At 38.8% G+C, this 21,498-nt stretch carries 14 protein-coding genes; 2 read left to right on the top strand and 12 right to left on the bottom strand.

The features are described 5' to 3' along the window. Window positions 1-15: 15 nt before the first annotated feature. The 3 genes from ACZ5XR_RS24215 to ACZ5XR_RS24225 form a co-directional block, all read right to left on the bottom strand. Complete coding sequence (locus ACZ5XR_RS24215) at window positions 16-1,188, bottom strand: galactokinase (protein WP_464499028.1); 1,173 nt, start codon at window positions 1,186-1,188, stop codon at window positions 16-18. A 121-nt stretch (window positions 1,189-1,309) separates the two neighbouring features. After that, the gene (locus ACZ5XR_RS24220; RefSeq protein WP_464499029.1) at window positions 1,310-2,296 is read right to left on the bottom strand and encodes a LacI family DNA-binding transcriptional regulator; all 987 of its coding nucleotides are present in this window, start codon (window positions 2,294-2,296) and stop codon (window positions 1,310-1,312) included. Window positions 2,297-2,430: 134 nt separating this feature from the next. Next, entirely contained in the window at window positions 2,431-3,333 is a 903-nt protein-coding gene (locus ACZ5XR_RS24225; RefSeq protein ID WP_464499030.1) for a LysR family transcriptional regulator, read from the bottom strand. A 114-nt stretch (window positions 3,334-3,447) separates the two neighbouring features. On the opposite strand from ACZ5XR_RS24225, the gene ACZ5XR_RS24230 reads away from it, so the two are divergent. Beyond that, window positions 3,448-4,695, top strand: a complete 1,248-nt coding sequence (locus ACZ5XR_RS24230) for a cation:dicarboxylate symporter family transporter (RefSeq protein WP_464499031.1) — start codon at window positions 3,448-3,450, stop codon at window positions 4,693-4,695. 123 nt (window positions 4,696-4,818) lie between these two features. On the opposite strand, the gene ACZ5XR_RS24235 is transcribed toward ACZ5XR_RS24230, so the two are convergent. The 4 genes from ACZ5XR_RS24235 to ACZ5XR_RS24250 all read right to left on the bottom strand — a co-directional run bounded on the left by ACZ5XR_RS24235 (window position 4,819) and on the right by ACZ5XR_RS24250 (window position 11,400). Then, window positions 4,819-5,448, bottom strand: a complete 630-nt coding sequence (locus ACZ5XR_RS24235) for an AmiS/UreI family transporter (RefSeq protein ID WP_464499032.1) — start codon at window positions 5,446-5,448, stop codon at window positions 4,819-4,821. Window positions 5,449-5,902: 454 nt separating this feature from the next. After that, entirely contained in the window at window positions 5,903-7,435 is a 1,533-nt protein-coding gene (locus tag ACZ5XR_RS24240; protein ID WP_464499033.1) for a flavin monoamine oxidase family protein, read from the bottom strand. 452 nt (window positions 7,436-7,887) lie between these two features. Continuing rightward, complete coding sequence (locus ACZ5XR_RS24245) at window positions 7,888-9,507, bottom strand: glycoside hydrolase family 13 protein (RefSeq protein ID WP_464502425.1); 1,620 nt, start codon at window positions 9,505-9,507, stop codon at window positions 7,888-7,890. A 111-nt stretch (window positions 9,508-9,618) separates the two neighbouring features. Then, window positions 9,619-11,400 (bottom strand): alpha-glycosidase, encoded by a 1,782-nt coding sequence (locus tag ACZ5XR_RS24250; protein WP_464499034.1) that lies wholly within the window; start codon window positions 11,398-11,400, stop codon window positions 9,619-9,621. Between the two features lie 444 nt (window positions 11,401-11,844). Between ACZ5XR_RS24250 and ACZ5XR_RS24255 the strand changes: the two genes are divergently transcribed. Then, complete coding sequence (locus ACZ5XR_RS24255) at window positions 11,845-12,882, top strand: LacI family DNA-binding transcriptional regulator (protein ID WP_464499035.1); 1,038 nt, start codon at window positions 11,845-11,847, stop codon at window positions 12,880-12,882. Between the two features lie 39 nt (window positions 12,883-12,921). Here ACZ5XR_RS24255 and ACZ5XR_RS24260 read toward each other — a convergent pair whose 3' ends face one another. From ACZ5XR_RS24260 to pulA, 5 genes are all read right to left on the bottom strand, one after another. Next, window positions 12,922-14,589, bottom strand: coding sequence for a glycoside hydrolase family 13 protein (locus ACZ5XR_RS24260; RefSeq protein ID WP_464499036.1), 1,668 nt, complete (start codon window positions 14,587-14,589; stop codon window positions 12,922-12,924). 92 nt (window positions 14,590-14,681) lie between these two features. Further along, window positions 14,682-15,530, bottom strand: a complete 849-nt coding sequence (locus tag ACZ5XR_RS24265; RefSeq protein ID WP_464499037.1) for a sugar ABC transporter permease — start codon at window positions 15,528-15,530, stop codon at window positions 14,682-14,684. Further along, entirely contained in the window at window positions 15,530-16,498 is a 969-nt protein-coding gene (locus tag ACZ5XR_RS24270; protein WP_464499038.1) for a carbohydrate ABC transporter permease, read from the bottom strand. The genes ACZ5XR_RS24265 and ACZ5XR_RS24270 overlap by 1 nt, the downstream gene beginning before the upstream one ends. A 71-nt stretch (window positions 16,499-16,569) precedes the next feature. Further along, window positions 16,570-17,832, bottom strand: coding sequence for a sugar ABC transporter substrate-binding protein (locus ACZ5XR_RS24275; protein ID WP_464499039.1), 1,263 nt, complete (start codon window positions 17,830-17,832; stop codon window positions 16,570-16,572). A gap of 561 nt (window positions 17,833-18,393) precedes the next feature. Then, window positions 18,394-21,267, bottom strand: a complete 2,874-nt coding sequence (gene pulA, locus ACZ5XR_RS24280) for a type I pullulanase (RefSeq protein ID WP_464499040.1) — start codon at window positions 21,265-21,267, stop codon at window positions 18,394-18,396. Between the last annotated feature and the right edge of the window lie 231 nt (window positions 21,268-21,498).

Consider the following 21,498-nt stretch of genomic DNA (forward strand, 5'->3'; position numbering starts at 1 on the left):
TAAAATCCTCCGCTTCTATTTGAATAGTTCCTTCGTTCCGTCCCCAATACTCGCTGTATAGAAAGTAGCTTCATAGCCGATTTTCGCCAGATAGTCGTTACCTACCTCCGAAATAAACGTTTCCACTTCCTCTTCTTTGACAATCGCAATGGCACAGCCGCCAAAACCGGCCCCTGTCATCCGGGCACCAATGGTTCCCGCTTGATTCCATGCCGCCTCGACAAGAGTATCAAGCTCGACGCCTGTCACCTCATAATCATCTCTTAATGAAACATGCGACGCATTCATCAGCTTTCCAAACTCAGCCAAATTGCCTTCCCTTAAGGCAAGCAGCGCCTGTAAGGTACGTTGATTTTCATATACGGCATGTTTAGCCCTTTTTACTAAAATTTCATCTTGTATCAGATTCTTGTGCGCTTCAAATTCTTCCTCTGTTAAATCGCCTAAAGTTTGAATATCTTTCCCCTGCTGGAGAAGCTTTAAAGCCGCTTCACATTCACTTCTTCTCTCATTATACTTAGAGTCGGAAAGCTCCCGGCGCTTGTTCGTGTTCATGATGATGATTTTGTGTCCTTCTATATCTAATGGAGCGTACTCATATGTTAATGTATTACAATCTAGCAGAATTCCGCAATTTTCTTTGCCCATTCCAACGGCGAATTGGTCCATAATCCCACTGTTGACACCAATAAAATCATTTTCCACTTTCTTCCCAAGCTTAACCAGGTCAAGGCGCTTCAAGTGGAAATCAAAAATTTCATTGACGATGACACCTGTCAGCATTTCGAGTGAAGCTGATGAAGAGAGACCTGCCCCATTTGGAATATTACCATAGATAAGCAGGTCAAGCCCGAAAGGCAATTCAAAGCCTGCTTCCTGAATAAAATGGATCATACCTTTTGGGTAATTCGCCCAGCTATGAGCCGCATCATATTTCATATCATCTAGTGAAAATTCGATGATGCCCTTCTCTTCAAAATTCATGGAAAACAATCGGATGAGCTGATCCTGCCTTTTTCTTGCGACACCATAGGTTCCGTATGTAATCGCGCAAGGAAAAACATGGCCGCCAGTATAGTCTGTATGTTCACCTATTAAATTAATTCTCCCCGGAGAAAAGAATGTACGCAGTTCCCCGCCGCCTGGGAATATTCCACAGAATTTTTCTACCAGCATTTTTCTATCCATTAGAACCGTTCACCTCAATTGATTTTGTTGTTAAATGATATCTTTATTTTATCAAGGCGGGTAAAAAACGGTCAATGATTTTAGTAAAAAATTAACTAAAAATTTATCAAGTGAGATTTTATTATTTACTGCTTTCTCGAATTTCGAGCTGTGTGGAAAGGATTACTTTTTTGGCAACTTGCCGTTCTGTCATTCTTTCTAACAGCAAATCGACTGCTGTTTCTCCCATTAATTCCGTATAGACTTTCACTGTGCTTAGCGATGGGAAAACATATTTCGAGATGCTGATATCGTTAACCCCAATAATGCTTACCTGATTGGGAACAGAAATGTTTTCTTCATGCAGCACTTTTAAACATCCAATCGCTAATGGGTCATTGCCAACAAAAAAAGCAGTCGGGAGGTTTTCCTTATGCTCTTTGATCGCTTTTTTCATTAAGGCATATCCGCTATTAACGGAATAAGAGCCAATATACACACAAGACTCATCTAGGAGCTTCCGCTGCTTCATATAATTTCTGAAGGTTGCTTCCCTTAGGTCTGGAATTTCAGAAGTATGATCTTTAAAAATTTCGCGCCCGCCAATATAGCCGATTCGTTGATGGCCTTGGTCGAGGAAATAATGAAGAACATTCATCGTTGCCTTCTCAAAATTACTAATCACGGAATCATATTGGTCGTCATCTGGAGAAGAATCAACGAATACAATCTTGTCAGTTATTTTTTTTATCTCTTCCGCCTGCTTTGGACTAAATTTTCCGATGGCGATCACACCATGAATCTCTTCATTTTGGATGGTAGAGAGGTGATCCAGTGAAAGCTTAATAAATTGCAGCTTATGAAGCTCGCAGCGATTTTCTACCCCCAGGCGGATCGACATATAATACAGATCATCCAATTCCTCTTCCTCGGTATACCAATTCACAATGGCAATCCTGTAGGAGGGGCGGCGTTCTGTTTTTTTACGATACGATAAATCTTCTGCCACCTGAAAAATCTTCCTCTTCGTATCATCACTGACAGAAAGCGTCGTATCATAATTAAGCACCCTTGATACCGTTGCAATCGATACCCCCGCACGCTCGGCAATATCCTTAATCGTCGCCATAGCCATCCCCCTTTCTTATATAACATAATGTAATAGAAATAAAAATTGAGGTCAACTTTTTTAGTAAAAATTTTAGTTTAGGGGGTCAGTCCCCCTCCAGATTAACGCTTTAAACCAGTGGGGGACTGGCCCCATTATGTCCACAAGCTTAAATTTCTAAAGTATTTGAGCACAAATTGGTAGAACAGTTTTTCTGATGGAGAGAGCTGGCGTGTTTTTGGGGTAACGACGCCCACTGTTCTTTTTACTTCTGGGTGGATGATTTTTAAGGGAGCGGTTCCGTTTGGCCGATTTTCAAAGAGGGTACTTTCGGGAAGAAGTGTGACGCCGATTCCTGATGAAACCAGCCCTTTGATGGCATCCAAATCTTCTCCTTCAAACGGAATGATTGGGCGGAATCCAGCTTGGTGGCAAGCATCCACAACAATTTTGCGAAGAACAAAGCCTTTTGGGAATAATACAAATAGATCGTGCTCTAATTGACGTAAAGATAAGCTGTCTTCAGTTGCGAGCGAGTGTGTTTCAGGCAAAAGAGCTAAAAAGCGCTCTGAAAAAAGGATATCTACCTGTAGATCAGGTTCGTTAGGCGGCACAGGACCGATAAATGATAAATCAATTTCTCGATTCTTTACACCTTCCGTTAGAAAATCATACGATCCTTGCCGCAAATGAAATCTAACGTCTGGGTGCGCTTTTTTAAAAGCGGAAATGACGGATGGCAGGGTACTGCTCGCTAAACTGGATGGGAAACCAATCCGAATCATTCCGCGCTCCGGCTCCAGATATTCTTCGATGAGCTGCGTGGCATTGTCAACCGCATTTAATGCAAGCATCACCTGCTCTGCGAATAATTTTCCAATGAACGTTAATTTAACATTCCTCCCTTCTCTTTCAAACAACTCAACACCTAATTCTTTTTCTAACAGTCCAATCTGACGGCTTAAAGCAGACTGTGCAACATGAAGGTTTTCTGCTGCCATTGAAAAGTGCTCGAGTCTCGCAACCTCAACAAAGTACTTTAACTGTCTTAATTCCAAACCAATATCCTCCTATCTCAAATTGAGATGATTTTTATCTATATTATATATTGTTAATATAAATAGGGAAAACTACAATTAAATATGTAAAATTTCAGCAAAGAGGTGCTAGAAATGAAAAGAATAGGTTTAGCATGGCAAATTTTCATAGGCTTGGTACTGGGTATTGCGGTTGGAGGGTTTTTTTACGGAAATCCTCACTTAGCTAATTACCTGCAACCAATTGGAACTATATTTATTCACTTAATTAAAATGATCGTCATTCCAATAGTGATTTCTTGTCTGATCGTCGGTGTTGCTGGGGTGGGCGACATGAAGTCACTAGGTAAACTCGGCGGGAAAACCCTCCTGTACTTTGAAATCATTACCACGATTGCCATCGTAGTCGGACTCTTGGCCGCTAACCTCTTCCATCCAGGAACAGGTGTCGATCGCTCTCACTTAAGCAAAGCGGATATTAACGCGTATGTAAGCACAGCTAAAACATCCGAATCACATTCGATGGTCGACACATTGGTCAATATCGTTCCTACCAATATCATTCAATCGTTAGCCAATGGCGATATGCTCGCGATTATTTTCTTTTCCGTTATGTTTGGATTAGGGATAGCAGCCATTGGGGAAAAAGGAAAACCGGTTCTTCAGTTTTTCCGAGGAACAGCGGATGCCATGTTTTATGTCACCAACCAAATTATGAAGGTTGCTCCTCTTGGGGTATTTGCGTTAATTGGTGTGACTGTTTCAACTTTCGGATTATCATCCTTAATTCCACTTGGGAAACTGGTCCTTGTAGTATACGGGGCCATGATCTTCTTCATTCTCGTCGTGATGGGATTGGTGGCGAAGCTTGTCGGATATAATATTTTAAAATTAATAAAATATTTAAAGGACGAATTGTTACTAGGCTATTCCACGGCAAGCTCAGAAACTGTACTGCCTAGAATCATGGAAAAAATGGAGAATCTCGGCTGTCCAAAAGCCATCACTTCCTTCGTAATTCCAACGGGTTATTCCTTTAACCTTGATGGTTCGACCCTTTATCAGGCAATTGCGGCCTTGTTTATCGCCCAGATGTACGGAATTCATTTAAGTATCGGCCATCAAATTACCTTAGTGCTTGTCTTGATGCTCACATCCAAAGGAATTGCCGGAGTTCCAGGCGTATCGTTTGTTGTATTGCTTGCGACACTTGGTAGTGTAGGCATCCCTGTGGAAGGACTTGCTTTTATTGCCGGAATCGACCGAATCCTTGACATGGCCCGTACCGCTGTCAACATTGTCGGAAACTCACTTGCAGCCCTTGTTATTACAAAATGGGAGAGTAAAAACCTCGAAGAAAAAGTGGAGAAAACCATAGCTTAAAAATAAAAAAGGTGCCTTCACCACCGTAATGCTCGGTTGGTGACAGGCACCTTTTTGGGGTCAGACCCCACATAGATTAACGCTTTAAACAGGTGGGGGACTGTCCCCCTATTCATTAACGCATTAAACGAGCGGGGGACTGACCCCCAATTTTTCTCTTTTAAATGAAAATTTCATTTTTATTAGACTTACTGCAAAATAGACAAAGGCTAAAGTTAAAACGTAGGTGAAAATTTGATTGACGACTGGTTTATTCCATATGCCTAAGAAATAAAGCAAGGCGGGGATGGTTAGTGTGACCCATGATTGGACGAAGGCAACAATACCAATGTAAGAATCTATTTTCTTATTTAAGGCATTGGATAAAAAGAACAGGAACCATAAAAATGACCACATGCCCCATGTCAGTGCATTAACAACATTATGAAACTGAATAATAGAAGTAATCGTATAAACGATCCCAATCATCGCAACCCATAAACTAAACCAACCGAGACCAGTGCCCTCCAGTCCCTTCAATAAGGTCATCCCGACATATAGATATGTTAAGCCGAATAAAAATATCGATGCATCATTATAAAAATCCCAGTGATTATGTCCCAAAGCTACCATTAAATAAAATGGGATGATCACTTGGATGGCCCCGACGAAGAGATTAAAAATCCCTACACTTTTCGCTTCCGCCTTGCCTAATAACATGAGGCTGTTGAGAAATAATACGGCACCCGATAAGAACAAGCCAACAAAACCCACAGCATTTCTCTCCTTTAAATAAGAAAAAGCAATAGAAATTGCTTTTTCAACAAAATTATTAAACATATTAACGATTACGGATGTAATCTACTTCACCATTAAAAGTTTGCAAACATTTTTTATCACAAAACATACTATAGCATATATTTTGAACAAATGTTAAGTAGCGTTTGAACAAAACGCAAATGATTTTTTTGGCAGTTTCTATTAATCAGCGGTTTTTATCCTATAACTAATTATTATTCTCATTATTTAAAAAAATATCAAAATTATGTAAAGGATAATTAGAACAATTGTAAGTTTCTGGTGTGGTGCTTTACCGCATTAACCCAACGGGGGACTGACCCCACGATAAGACGCTACGACAAGACCCCACGACAAAAATGCCCTTCCACTGTGAATGGAAGGACAAAACCGAAGTGAATCCTATCTGGTATACATCTGACTCCATATTTTAGTCCTCAATAAAGAGATCATTGATAATTTCTTTTGCAGCCCGTTCCCCGGATTCGACAGCTCCATTTAAATAACCGGGAGAGTGAATCGATGTGTGCTCGCCGGCAAAGAAGATATTGCCTTCCCTCTCCCCCGCAATACCGGCAAATTTGGTATATTGACCAACCTTCCAATACGAATAGGACCCTTTTGTCCATTGGTTACTAAGCCAGTGATCAACCGTTGCCAAACCATTCCAGTAATTCACACTAACAGGCAATAATGAGCTGAGCTTGTCCAAAAAATCCTTCGTTGTTTCGCCAATTTCCTTATCTGTGGCGGCTAGCTGTTTCGCAGCGGTTTCTCCCCCCGTAAAATTAACGAGAATGCCTGACGTGCCGGCCTGTGTACGTGTCGATTCGAATGTCTGCTGGTACCCTGTATCGGCAAAGGTTTCCCCATTATTTCCAAACTCATTCCAGAAGCGTTTGCGAAATTGGACGTGAAGCTTCGTGTTAATCCCCATACCCAGTTCTTCGATCGCTATTTTTTTTAACGGGCGAAAGCTAGCATTCTCATAATCTATGGTTCTTAAAATATTAAAAGGGATCGCGAGAATGGCCTTGTCCGCCAAAACCTCTCCGGTATTTTCAAAAACGAGTTTAATCTTATTTTGAGCGGATTGTTCAATCTTAATCAGCGGGGAATGGAATCTTATTTGTCCAACGAGATTTTTAGCTAATAATGCCGGGAGCTGATCATTCCCCCCTTTAATATGGAGACACTCATCCGAGTCTCCGTAAATCAGAAAGTGGTCTTTTTGAGCATAGCCTAACATATAAAGAAGAGTTAAAGCACTCTGTTCCTTCGCATCCGCCCCATTCTCAATAGTATAGGCAAGTTCTAATAACTTCCCAAATCTCGATTGGCTTCCGCCTGGAACGATTTCGTTGATATAGTCAACAATCGACATATGATCCAGTTCATATCCACGTTTTGTATATTGATTATATAGTGTAGCTTCCCCTACTACTTTTAAATCCTTTTGGAGTTTAGGGAAGATCGTTTTAAAATCGTTTGTCACTTCTTGAAAGGAATAAGGAGCTTGATTAAAATAATAAAATGGTTGGGTACCAGCGGGTTCTGCCAGGATGACATTATCTAATTCTAAGCCAAGCTCCTTTGCCAATTCCTGTATCTGTTTATGGCCCGTATCGATCAATTCCCCTCCCCGTTCAATTATTTGCCCTTCTTTGAAGAAGCCCCTCATTGTTAAGCACCGTCCGCCAACGCGATCCGTCGCTTCGTAAATCGTCGTGATGATCCCTTGCTGCTTTAGGCGATAAGCAGCCGTGAGCCCCGCCAAACCTGCTCCCACAATGACGATTTTTGGAGTGCTATCTCCCATTTCATATACATTTTCACGTTTTGAATGGACAAGTGCATTTTCTGAAAAATCACCAGCTTGTCCATAACTTACACGCTCCTCCATTTCCATGCATGCCGCTGCAAACGATTTTTGCAGAATACTAGCCAATGGTGTTCGCGCCAATAAAAACCAGTCCCTTCAAGCAAAATAAACCACGCCAATTTATTGAATACCATTAACAACTATCCTAAGATAGTAATAGTCTTTCAATAAAATATGCATGGCCCTTTCATTTTGCTTTAGGCAACAATCACGGGGGTCAGTCCCCCGCTATTTTACAGAGTTAGAGCAACGGGGGACTGGCCCCCTTCACAATGACTGAATAATAGCTGTTAAAATAATAGGTCCTTTGTGAATTCCTGTGCTTCATGAATAAAAGCCGGCAGGGTGGGATTCATGTATTCTGTTAAACGAACTTCAAGTCGTAAATGCCATTCTGAAGCGGAATTTACCATTATATAGTGTCTCAGAGAAAGATGATTTTGTATTAAGCGGTTTTGTTGTAATTAAACTAAATGAGGCTGTCCCAAAAGGGTCAGACCCTTTTGGGACAGCCTCATCTTTTTTCGAAATAATCATAGCTTTACAACGAATGCTTCGTATGGGTTTAAGTCAATTTGATCAAAATCTGCAGATGACTTTTTATAATTACTAATAATCACATCATTACTTTGGCCAAAATCCGATAGATGTAAGGTTGTATTCTCTTCTCCAAAATTGGCTACAACAGCCCAAGTTTCGCCTTTATAGTGACGTAAATACATAAAGACGTTCACAGGTACATCCTTCACTAATTCAAAATCTCCCCAGACAACAATTGGATTTTCCTTTCTTAGTTGAATTAATTTTTGATAGCAGTAAAAAATAGAATTCGAATCTTCTAGGTTATCTTTTACATTAATGTCATGAAAATTTGGATTAACATGTAACCAAGGATCTCCAGTTGTAAATCCAGCGTTTATGGAATCATCCCATTGCATTGGTGTCCTTGCATTATCCCGTCCCTTAGCATTGATTGAAGCAATAATATCTTCTTTTTCATAGCCTTTCGCCAAACGCTCATGATACATGTTCACACTTTCAATGTCTTCCACTTCACTAATATCATCTACCGGGTAATTTGTCATGCCAATTTCTTCACCCTGATAGATGTAAGGCGTGCCCTTCATCAAGTGCAGGACTATCGCAAACATTTTCGCACTTTCCACGCGATAGTTGGTATCATTTCCCCAACGGGATACAATCCTGGGTAGATCATGGTTATTCCAAAACAAACTATTCCAACCCTCATTTCCTAGAGCAGTTTGCCACTTAGTAAGGGTCTGTTTTAACTCCTCTACCTCTAGCGGCTTTAGGTCCCATTTTTCTTTACCGGGTTGTTGGTCCAGACAAACATGTTCAAACTGAAAGACCATCGATAACTCATTGCGTTTTGGGTCAGAATAAAGTTTTGCAATTTCTGGAGTTGCGCCCCAGGTTTCTCCTACTGTCAACACATCGTATTTACTAAAGGTTTCTCGATTCATTTCCTGTAAGTAATCGTGCAATTTCGGTCCATTTCCTGTTATTTCTTCATCAGGAATTTTGCCAACTAAATCAATCACGTCCATCCGAAATCCGCCAACACCCTTTTCCAGCCAAAAATTCATCATATCCCAAACTTCTTGTCTCACTTTATCGTTTTCCCAATTTAAGTCCGGTTGCTTTTTGCTGAAAAGATGCAAGTAGTATTGTCCACTCTCCTGATCAAACTCCCAGGCTGGACCACTAAAGACCGAGCTCAGTGAATTAGGCACTTCGCCGTTTACTGGATCCTTCCAAACATAATAGTCACGATACGGATTGTCTTTACTTTTCCGAGATTCGATAAACCATTTGTGCTCATCTGATGTGTGATTCACAACTAAATCCATAATAATTTTGATGTTTCTAAGTTCAGCTTGCTTAATCAGCTCGTCCATATCATCCATCGTGCCAAATTCCTTCATGATATTTTGATAATCACTAATATCATAACCATTATCATCGTTCGGCGATTCATATACTGGACTAAGCCAAATCGCATTAATCCCGAGCTTTGCTAAATAATCCAATCGGTGAATAATCCCTTTTAAATCACCAATACCATCACCGTCACTATCCTGAAAGCTTCGAGGATAAATCTGATAAACCACCGCCGTTTGCCACCATTTCATTTTCACACAATCCCCCCTTAAATGTGTTTTTCAACCAGTATAGGAAACGTTTATAATATCCAATGCTTAATGGGGCGATACGTTCTGTACCGCCCATGTAGTCAATCTAAACTAGTTAAATGATAAGATACTCATTCCATATGGAGGCAAAACAACATCCAGCTTATCTTTTTTCGGAATAAACTCATCATCTGACAGTAAATTTGTTACTTTTTTGCCCTTTAGGTTAAGTAGTGGAGCTACCGTGATTGTCCTATCGGAATTATTGTAAATAAATACTATGTTAAGATCCTGATAGGTTTTCGTATAGATGACATGATTTGTCTCATTATCGGCGGAAAGAAATTGGAGTGTTCCATTGTTTCCAAATGCCAAATTTTCTTTGCGCAATCGGATTAATTGAGAGACGAAATTACGTAAATCTTGATCTTGTTCTTCCTCATCCCAAATCATACACTTACGGCATCCTGGGTCCATTTCACCTGTCATTCCAATTTCGTCTCCATAATAAATACATGGCGATCCTGGTGAAGAAAGCAAAAATGAAAACAGCTGTTTCATCTTCTGTTTATTTTCGTTACATTCCGTTAAAATTCTGGGTGTATCATGACTTCCCAGTAAATTGAATGCCACATCTGTTACATTTTCTGGATACATCAGGAGGGCTTCCGTTGTTTTATTCACAAATTCTTCTGCAGCTATTTTCCCTTTAGCGAAAAATTGAATGGCAGCGTTCGTATATGGATAATTCATGACGGCATCGAATTGATCCCCTTGTAACCAAGGCATGGCATCATGCCAAATTTCACCTAATATATAGAGATCCGGCTTGATCGCTTTTACTTCTTTCCTAAATTCCCGCCAAAAGTCATGGGATACTTCATTTGCTACGTCTAAACGCCAGCCATCAATATCAAATTCCTTCACCCAGTAGCGTCCTACTTCTAACAAGTAGGCTCTAACATCTGGATGCCCAGTATTTAATTTTGGCATTGCGTGTGTGAACGCAAATGTATCATAATTCGGTTTTGGCTTTGTTTGTACAGGGAAATCGTGAATATAAAACCAATCTTTATATTTGGATTTTTCCCCATTCGCAAGAACATCTTGAAAGGGAGGGAAGTAAAAACCACTATGATTAAAAACGGCGTCAAGCATTACTTTGATTCCCTTTTCATGACAGACTTGGACAAGACGTTTAAATGTTTCTTTATCACCAAACTGCGGGTCGAGCTCCATGTAATCGATGGTGTCATATTTATGGTTGGAATGAGCTTTAAAAATAGGAGTGAAGTAGATTCCTGAAATCCCTAATTCCACTAAATAATCAAGGTGTTGAATCACACCCTCAAAATCGCCCCCAAAGAAATTGGTTGGAGTAGGTTCCGTACTTCCCCAAGGTAATGTCCCATCAGGATTATTTAGTGGATTCCCATTCGCAAAGCGTTCCGGGAAAATTTGGTACCACACCGTATCCTTCACCCATGCAGGAATTTGAAAAACGTCCTCTTCATTAAGAAATGGGAAGGTGAAGTAGCTGGAGTTATCATCTAGAGGAGCTTCTTCTAAAAATCCTTTCTCCGTATAGATCAGCTTATTTTCACCAGCCAATAATTCAAATCCATATTTTAATCGTCTAGTTTTTGGCTGAATGGCAACTTCCCAGTAATCAAATAAATCAGTGCTGCCTTTTTTTATCATCTCTGCCTTTTCCGATGGTTTCCAACACCAGTTGTCTTCTTGCGTTTTCTCCCATGAGTATGGATCGCCAGAGACTACATATACTTTTTCCACATCATTACGCTTTGTCCGTAAACGCAAATGTAAGGTTTTGTTATCATAAGCATAAGCAAAATTATTTTTGGGCCTGTGATAAATTGCTTCTTTCAACATAATTAATAGTTCTCCTTATCCTATTTTAATTAAGCAAACGTTTGCATTTCTTATTTAATGGTAGTATTTAAAACTACTAAAGTCAATGTTATTGAAAGCAAATTTTGAATTGTTATATTTTTTCTTCTAGCTAAATATACTTTTATCATTATAATATTAATATAGGTACTTTTTAAAGTGGATATGAACAAGGTATGTAGGGATTTCCAAATAGTAATCGCTTCAAAATAAGAGAGTTACGCCGATTAAAAAACACCAAATATAAACAAATAAGTAATAAATTTAATCAAATTAAAGTTGATAAAAGCGGTACTAAAGTTTTATAATAATAAGGATTGCAAACGTTTGCGCTTCCTTGTAAATAAAAAATTCAATTAAAAACAAATATTTATTGAATATATGAAAAGATTATTAGTGAGCAATAATGATGAAAGGATGCATAAAATGACTGTTACCATAAAGGACGTTGCAAAATTGGCGAATGTCGCCCCATCTACAGTATCACGTGTTCTAGCAAATAATTCTACTATTAGTGATAAAACAAAAAAACGAGTCCAAAAAGCAATAGATGATCTAGGATACATTCCGAATTTAAACGCCAGAAGTTTAATCAATCAAATGACAAATGCAATTGGAATTGTCATGCCTGGCTCTGCAAGTAAGACATTCCAAAATCCTTTTTTCCCAGAGGTTATTCGTGGTATTAGTTCTTTTATTCATACTAGAGAATACTCCTTATACATGTTAACTGGAGAAACCGAAGAGGAAATTTACAATGGTGTTGTCAAAATGGTACAGGGGAGACGGGTCGACGGCATTGTCCTTCTCTACTCCAGAATTAATGATAAGGTCATGCAATATTTAATTGAGCAAAAATTTCCTTTTGTTTTAATCGGAAAACCTCAACAATCAGGCGAGGATATCACGTATATAGACAACGACAACTATTCGGCTGGAAAAGATGTAACAGAATATCTTATAAGTCTCGGACATACACATATAGCTTTTATCGGAGGAAATCCCAATTTAATGGTGACAAAAGAACGGTTATCTGGTTTTAAAGATGCCCTTAAAATTGCCGGCTTGGATATTCCCGACGAATATATTTGTCATATGGAATTTTTACAAGAGGGCGGAAAAGAAGCGGTTGATCAGCTCCTTTTACTCAATCACCCGCCAACAGCTATTGTTGTAACAGATGACCTTATGACTCTTGGGGTTCTAAGTGCATTATCTGAAAAAGGATACACTGTGCCAGATGATATATCCGTTGTTAGCTTTAATAATGTTATTTTTTCTGAAATTTCCAATCCCCCATTAACCTCAGTAGATGTTCGGATTTTTCAATTAGGATATGAATCTGCGCTAAGTTTAGTAGAAAAGATCGAATCTCCAAATCTTTTACCTAAAAATATTATCGTCCCATATAAAATTGTAAAACGGCAGTCTTGTAAAGAATTAATTACTCTTAGTTCTAATTAATCCAAATCATCATAATAAAAAAGGGGCATTGCCCCTTTTTTATTTCAATAAATATACTCTTGTTTCATAAGGCTTTAGTGTAAACTCCTTCCGTAATTTTGGTCCCGCTGTATCATAATTGTTAAGAATAAGTTCTGATGTAGAATACGATACTTTTCCTGGGACTCTAAATCTTGTAGGTTTTTCACTAAAGTTATTAATAACAATGGCTCTTTTGCTGCCCAACTGACGTAAATAAACAAATAATTTTGGATGATTGGCTAATAACAATTCGTATTTACCATAAACAAAAACAGGATTGTCTTTTCTTAAGCGAATCATTTTTTTATAAAAGTGATAAATGGAATCAGGATCATTTATTTGAGATTCTACATTGATTTCAGTATAGTTTGGATTCACACCAAACCAAGTATGATTTGCTTTTGTAAACCCTCCCATGTTCGATGAATCCCATTGCATTGGAGTCCGGGAATTGTCACGGCCTTGGTTCCAAATTACGTCCATAATTTCTTCGTGTGAACGTCCTTTTGCTGTTTCAATATGATAGTAATTAATCATGCCTACATCATTGTAATCATTAATCGATGGAAATTTAACATTTGTCATGCCAATTTCCTGACCTTGATAGATAAATGGAGTTCCCTTCATGAGGAAATACATAGTCCCAAGCATTTTCGCGCTTTCTTTCCAATATTTACGGTCATTTCCCCAGCTTGAAACTCTCCTCGGCTGGTCATGGTTTTCAATAAATAATGCGTTCCAGCCTCTTCCTTCCAATCCGGTTTGCCATTTGGTTAAAACCTTCTTTAAAGCAGGTACGTTGACTCTTCTTGAATCCTTATCCCAAAGACCTAAAAATTCAAATTGGAAAATCATATCAAAATAGCCGTTTTCTTCACCAACCCACTTATCCGCATCATCAAGCCCTACACCATTTGCTTCTCCAACAGTCATAATGTCATATTTTTTAAAGGTTTTTTGCGAAAATTCGGTAAGAAAATCATCAATGCCCTCCACATTCATCATGTAGTCAAAGCAAGGAACATAATCTAAACCTTCAGAATTAGGCATATCCGGCATTCCAGGTTCTTTTTTGATATGAGAAATGGCATCAACACGGAAACCATCAATCCCTTTTTCCAGCCACCAATTTACCATGGATTGTAAAGAATCTCTTACGTCAGGATTTTCCCAATTCAAATCTGGCTGACGGGTAGAGAAAATATGCATGAAATATTGATCTGTTTCTTTATCATATTTCCAAGCAGAACCACTAAAAATGGATTCCCAATTGTTTGGTTCCTTGCCATTTTTTCCATCTCTCCAAATATACCAATCTCGTTTTGGATTGTCCTTCGATGATCTTGACTCAAGAAACCATGGATGTTCATCACTAGTATGGTTGATAACTAAGTCCAGGATCAATTTCATATCCCGTTTATGAACTTCTTCAAGAAGCTCATCAAAATCTGCCATTGTCCCAAATTCATCCATAATATCCTGATAGTCCGAAATATCATAACCATTATCATCATTTGGCGATTTGTACATTGGGCAAATCCAAATGACATCAATGCCTAAATCTTTAAGATAATCTAACTTGGAGGTTACACCTTTTAAATCTCCAATACCATCACCGTTGGAATCCATAAAACTTCTTGGATACACTTGATAGGCGACACTTTCTTTCCACCATTTTTTACTCATTTTGTATGATTCCTCACTCGATTAATATCCGTAAACACAGTACTTCATGTAAACAGATTTTATTTTTACAAATCGTTTCAGTACGCCGTTTATTATCCTTTGACGGAACCAGCAACCAACCCGGAAGCAATGTATTTTTGTAGCAATCCGAACAATATGGTTAAAGGCAATGCAGATAGTAACGCTGCCGCAGCGAATTCTCCCCAGCTTTGCGCAAATTTCCCACTGATCATCTGATACATACCTACACCTAAAGTATAATTTTCAGGCGATTGAATAATCGTCCCTGCTAAAACGTACTCACCAAATGCGCCCATTAACGTGAATAGGAAGATGACAACCAACATCGGCATCGATAATGGAAGCAGGATTTTAATAAATCTTTGCCAAGTATTTGCACCATCAATGATGGCTGATTCATCCAGTTCTTTCGGAACCGTATCAAAATAATTTTTTAGAAGCCAAATATTATAAGCACTTCCCCCAAGCATGACAAGAATATAAGAGGAAATATTATCAATCATTCCGAACTGGGATAAAACTCCATAAATTGCGGCGATCGCCAAGAAGTTTGGAAACATTTGCAAAATCAAAAGAGTCATTAATCCATATTTCCGACCAAAAAAGCGTAATCTTGAAAAGGCAAAAGCGGAGGTCGCTGTAAAGAAAACTTGACCAATAGCGACACTCAAACCAACGATCATGCTATTTTTCACCCAGATAAGAAATTGTCCATCTTGAAAAAGCTTAGTATAGTTGGCTAATGATGGATGTGTCGGAATTAGTGATGCTGAGAAATACGTATTTGATGAATTAAAAGAAGCTGTAACAACAAAAAGCAAAGGAATGATCGTGAGCAAAATAACACACCAAATAACCAAACGAGAAATCCAAAGAACAACACCTTCACCCGGTTTTAATTTCTTACGTTGCACTTTCATTAGTTATCCTCCTCAAAAGCACGGGTATACTTCATTTGGATTAATGTAAGGACACCCACGAATATAAATAAAATGATAGAAATCGTCGCCGACAAATCAAACCGGTTAAATTGCAAGGTCATCTTATAAGCTGCAGATGCTAAGTTATCGGTATAACCAACAAACTGATTATCAGACCGAGCAGGGTTCCCCTGTGTCAACAAGTAGACTGCATTAAAGTTATTAAAGTTGAATGCAAAGCTCGGGATAATAAGTGGAAGGCTGATTTTCCAAATAGTTGGCATCGTAATTTTTCGAAATTGTTGTAACCATCCAGCACCATCGATTGCACTTGCCTCATACAATTCAGTTGGAATCGCCTGTAATCCTCCTAAACAAACTGTCATCATGTAAGGGAAGCCTGCCCATAAGTTCACCATAATGATGGAAATCCTTGCCCATGTCGGGTCATTTAGCCATGGAATACGAGGAAGTCCTATCGAATGCAAAAGTGTATTAATTTGTCCATAAGACTCATTTAAAAGGCCCTGCCATGCAAGCAAACTAATAAGTGCAGGAACCGCCCAAGGGATGATTAAAATGGACCTATAAATCGCTGACTCCTTCATATTTTTGTTATTAAGGATTACCGCTAAGGTTAATCCCACCAAATAATTAAGAAGAGTTGAGACAACTGCAAATACGATACTCCAGATAAAAGTCGGAATAAAAAGAGTGGATAGAGGATTATTAGGATTTAAAATCTCCTCGAAGTTTTTCAAGCCGACCCATTGAAAGTCAAGAAAATGCGAAGAGTTGAAATTAGTAAAAGCAATGTACATCGTGTATAGAATCGGAGCAATACTTAATACGGAAATAGAGATGATAGCAGGAGATAAAAACCCATATGCTGACCAATCTGTTTTTTTCCGTTTTTTGCCTTTTAGTTTTGACTTTATATGGTTATTCGTGTTAACTGTACTTTCCATGTTAATCCCACCTTTATATTAAGGAAGGGAGAAGGTAACGGATTGTCACCTTCTCCTGTTTTCATTGGATTTTAAGAACCTTGAACCTGGATCCCTTTTTGAATGTTTTTAACAAAATCCTTAGCACCTGTGTTTGGAGACACCTTGCCGCTAACAATATTTTTAATTACACTTTGTGCACCCCATACGGCTTGCATTTGAGGGATATTCGGCATTGGAACAGCCGTTTTTACTTGATCAGCAAAAGGCTTGCTATTTGGATCATTTTGAACGGCTGTTTCATTTTGAACTTTCAGAGTGGCTGGGATGGCTTGACTCGCATTGAACAGCTGCTCTTGTGTTGACGCGTTTGTAACGGCTTGCAGTAAGCTCCATTCAGCTGAACGCAGATTTTGTGGGCTGCGTGCATTGACAAAAGCAGTCTTTACACCCATAAAAGGAGTGGCTGCTTGTCCGTTTGATAACGTTGGAAGTGGTGCAATCGCATAATGGATACCTGATTTTTTGATATCAGGAACGTTCCAAGGACCACTAATATACATTCCAATTTTGCCGGAAGTAAACTGAGCTTTGGCAATCGCATCGGTCACATCGGCTGTCATCCAATGATATTTAGCATCCATATCATGGAAAAGATTAAATGCTTGTACGGCTCCGTCGTTCGCTAAACCAATATCCTTTGGATCAAGGGTTCCGCTGTTATTTTTAAACACATAGCCACCAAGTCCGCCTAGGAAAGCGAAATCGTAGTACAGATTGGTCACTTCAAATCCAAAACCGCTTTGATTCGCATCTTGGACAAACTCGTCCCAAGTTTTTGGAGCTGTTTTGATTTTATCGGTGTTATAGTATAAGGCCGTTGTTTCAACAGAAACTGGCATGGAGTAAACTTTACCATTGACCGTTACGGCATCGAGTACCGTTTGGTTATAATCGCTTGAGTTGATCACATTGCTCGGTACAGGTTCTATCAATCCTTGTTGAGCAAACTGACCATTGTTATCATGCGGCATACCGAAAACCAAATCAGGACCTTTGCCTGTTCTAGCTGATGTGGCAAAGAACTGGAAACCATTTGAGTTTCCGGACTGATCGACAACTTTAACAGTATCGCCATGTTTTTTAGCCCATTCTTCAGCAGTCTTTTTTAAGACATCGATTTTCGGCTTTCCATCCCATGACCATATGGTTAAGGTTTGTCCACTAGTGATTTTACCGCTCGTATTACCAGCACCGTCTTTCGAAACTGAATTACTGTTACCGCAACCTGCCAACATGCCACCTACCATACCGACAGACACAACACCAGATACTACTTTTGACCAAAGTTTCATATTCTTTCCCCCTGAAAATATAATTTAGCAAGAATTTCAATAAGCAACCGTTTACAATACTGTTTTTTTGTTAGTGTATTCGTTACCATTTTTTATATCTTTGCTACTTCAAGCATTTACTTCTAAACCTAATGGGCCAAAATGAACGTGAAGAATAATTGAAAGAATTCCATTCAAAGCAATCGCTTGCATAAAAATATTAATTTATTAACAAAATTACCATTTAAACAATCGTTTCAAATCACATTGAATTATACTATTTTTCTATCAATAACTTAAAGCAAACGTTTGCATAAAACTATATATTTAAAATATCATAAATAAAATTGAAATACAACGATTAATTTTTAATACTCAGTAAACTTTAGTTTATTCAAAGTTTACTAATATTTATCGTGACTAAAGAATATTAGTACTTCCAGGATCCCTTTCGTATAAAATTAATAGGGGGAATTGATAAAAAAATCCATCTACATAATACTTCATGTAAATGGATCTACATTTTTTACGTATTTCTAATTATTTCTTTTAAACGTTTTAATCTTTAACATTTTAAGAGGTTTATTGTTTGAGAATAAGCGTACTTATAGCCGGTACTTGAACATTACCCATTACATGCCCTAATGATTTCTCACCTATTTGATCTCCCAATCCTACAATGGTCCAATCTCCACTTGGTAGATTAAGGGTTTGGGAAGTCTTATTTGGGTTATACATGACAATTATATTTTTCCATGTATCATGGTTTGCATAATTCTTTAACTCGAAAGCTACCGTGTTTGTTGGGCTTTCTAAGAATGTAAGATTCTGTTTAATTTGATCCGCTGTCGTCATCCTGAATGCCGGGTGCTGATTACGAAGATGAATCATACTAGAAAAGTAGTCAAAAACATCCTTAAATTGCGCCTTTCTTGACCAGTCGAACTGATTCACACTATCTCCAGCGTTATAACTGTTATCATTTCCGCCTTTTGTCCGCAGCATTTCTTCTCCACCTTGCATAAATGGTACACCTTGTGAAGTGAATACTACGGCATGTGCCAATTCATCCATTTTAATTCGGTCAGCCTCAGTGTCACTTGGATTACTTGCTAAAATTTTATCCCAAAGCGTCATGTTATCATGGCTTGTAACATAGTTAATCGTTTCGCTAGGTGCTGAAGTAAAATCTTGAATACTACCGATTACTCCATTTTTAATGACATCCACCTGGTTTGGATCTCCTGTTGCAAAGCCTTGTGCCGTTTTATCAAACACGTTCCCATCGAGCCCATTACGTATATTATCGTTGAAAACGCCAATTCCTAATCCCTTTTGTTGACCCTTCGTTACAAGCTGGTCGCTAGATAATCCCGATGTGCCGCCAGTCCATGGTTCTCCATATAAAACAATACCAGGATTAATGGCATGCAGCTCGTTTGATATTTTTGCCATCGTGTCTTTTCCTAAAAGAGCCATTAAGTCAAAACGGAAGCCATCCACGTGGTACTCATTTACCCAATAATTAACTGAATCAAGCACAAACTTTTGTGCCATTGGATGCTCAGTCGCGAATTCATTGCCGCAACCTGATCCGTTCGTATAATTGCCATTACTATCGGTACGATAATAATATTGCGGGACAATTTTATCAAAATCAGAAACCATCACATCAAAGGTATGGTTATAAACAACATCCATATTGACACCAATCCGCTGCTGATGAAGGCTTTGAATTAATTGCTTTAATTCTGTTATACGCGCTGTTCCTTCTGGAGTTGTGGCATAAGCTCCCTCTGGTACGTTATAGTTCCTTGGATCGTAGCCCCAGTTATACGTATCAGGCTGGGTCTCATCAATACTGTTAAACTCCTCAACAGGTTGCAATTGAACAGTGGTGATGCCCAATTCCTTCAAACTATCAATACCTGTCTTTACATGATCCGGTCCTTTTGTTCCATGCTCTGTAAACGCTAAATACTTCCCTTTATTTTTCATACCTGAATTAGCATCAATCGAAAAATCGCGTACATGCGCTTCATAAATCACTTCATCTACTGGATTCGCAGGTGTCTGTTCATGATCTCCCTGCCACCCTGCAGGATCGGTAGCTTTTAGGTCCACAATCATACCGCGTGTTGCATTGACAGAAATAGCACGCGCATATGGATCAACTGCCGTTTGTGTTGTCCCATTCACTGTGACTTGATATAGATAATACCAGTTTTCAAGATTACCAGAAACCTGAAGTTTCCATGTACCGTTATCACTCTTTTGCATTTCAAGCTGTTTAGTTATTGAACCTTTCTCACTATTGTATAAAAGCAACTGGACATTCGAAGCTGTTGGAGCCCATACCCGGAAGGATGTTGCATCCTTTGAATAAACATTACCCAAATCATTTCCACTATAATCATACCGCGGCAGATTTAAAACATTCCTTGGTAAAATATTGTGCGCTTTGTAACCGTCTGCTGCTACATCTAAATTATGGGTGACATCCGGTGCACTCGCTAAAGTCAATTGGACTAAATTTGTCTGGACCCCTGCTGAGGATGTAGGGAATGCTTGGTTAGGATGATTGACGCTATCGAATACCTGGTTGGTAGATGGAATATAGGTAAAGGTAACCTTTTCCCCTCCCTGAGGAACAGTAAGACTTACATTGTTACCTGGATAGGAGGTATTCCAAGAATGGTCCAAGGCTATCTTATATTGGTATGTACCAGCTGGAAGTGTCCCCGATAATTGGTAAAGGTTTGGATTTATCTTTTTTAGCAGTGTGTGATCATCATCTGGTGACCAATTATTCGCTGCTCCCAAAGCCTGTTGTAAATCTCCAACAAGAACGGCAGTTACCGGATTTGCGGATACAGCAGAGGTGACAGGGATTTTTTCACCTGTGGTTTTATCTATAACCGTAAAGCCGCTTGCAGCATCCGCCAGCGTCATCGGCATACTTAGCTTTGCTAGTACTGTTTTTTCATCATCAAGATAGGCATTTGAAACAGATGGTATTGCGGCAGCCTGTGCATCGCTCAGATTGTAATAAATAGTTGGATCCCCTTGTACAATCCATACTTCATGGCCTTTTGCAAGGTCAATATGGAGATCGTTTGGTGTATTTTTCTCGCTCCAATCATTTTTACGAACAATCAAACCAACTTGTGTATTATCTCCAGGCACTTGCGTATCTGCAACAGCGCCAAAATCATCATTTGTACCAGTGAATTGGTAAGCTGCTCCATTACCATTAACAGGCTGATAAGGCCACATCCAGACGTCCCAATTCGTATAGTTGGAATCAAAACGATGATAATGAACAATAACTTTAGTCGAAGTAGAATCCGCTAAAGTTCTACTGGCAGGAAACGACCCTATACAAATTGTTAAGAACAAAATAGCAACTATAAGAAGATTGAAATATCGATTATATTTCAAACAAATGAACGACATTTTATAACTCACCTTCTATTCTTTTATTAAAATCCGTTATTTTTAAAAATTTAATAGATGGACCTACCCTGACTCGAGATAAAAATCTTCGTATTTTGTCTATAAATGGTGTCTGATTTCTGGAAAAGTAGAGAAGATTAATTTAGCATTTCTGAGGTGATGAGATGTGACAAACAGTATCTGAGGTGTTTAAATGCTAATAAAAAATTTTTTAATAAAAAGGTTCCTATA

This window comes from Neobacillus sp. Fa239 (genome assembly GCF_055395235.1).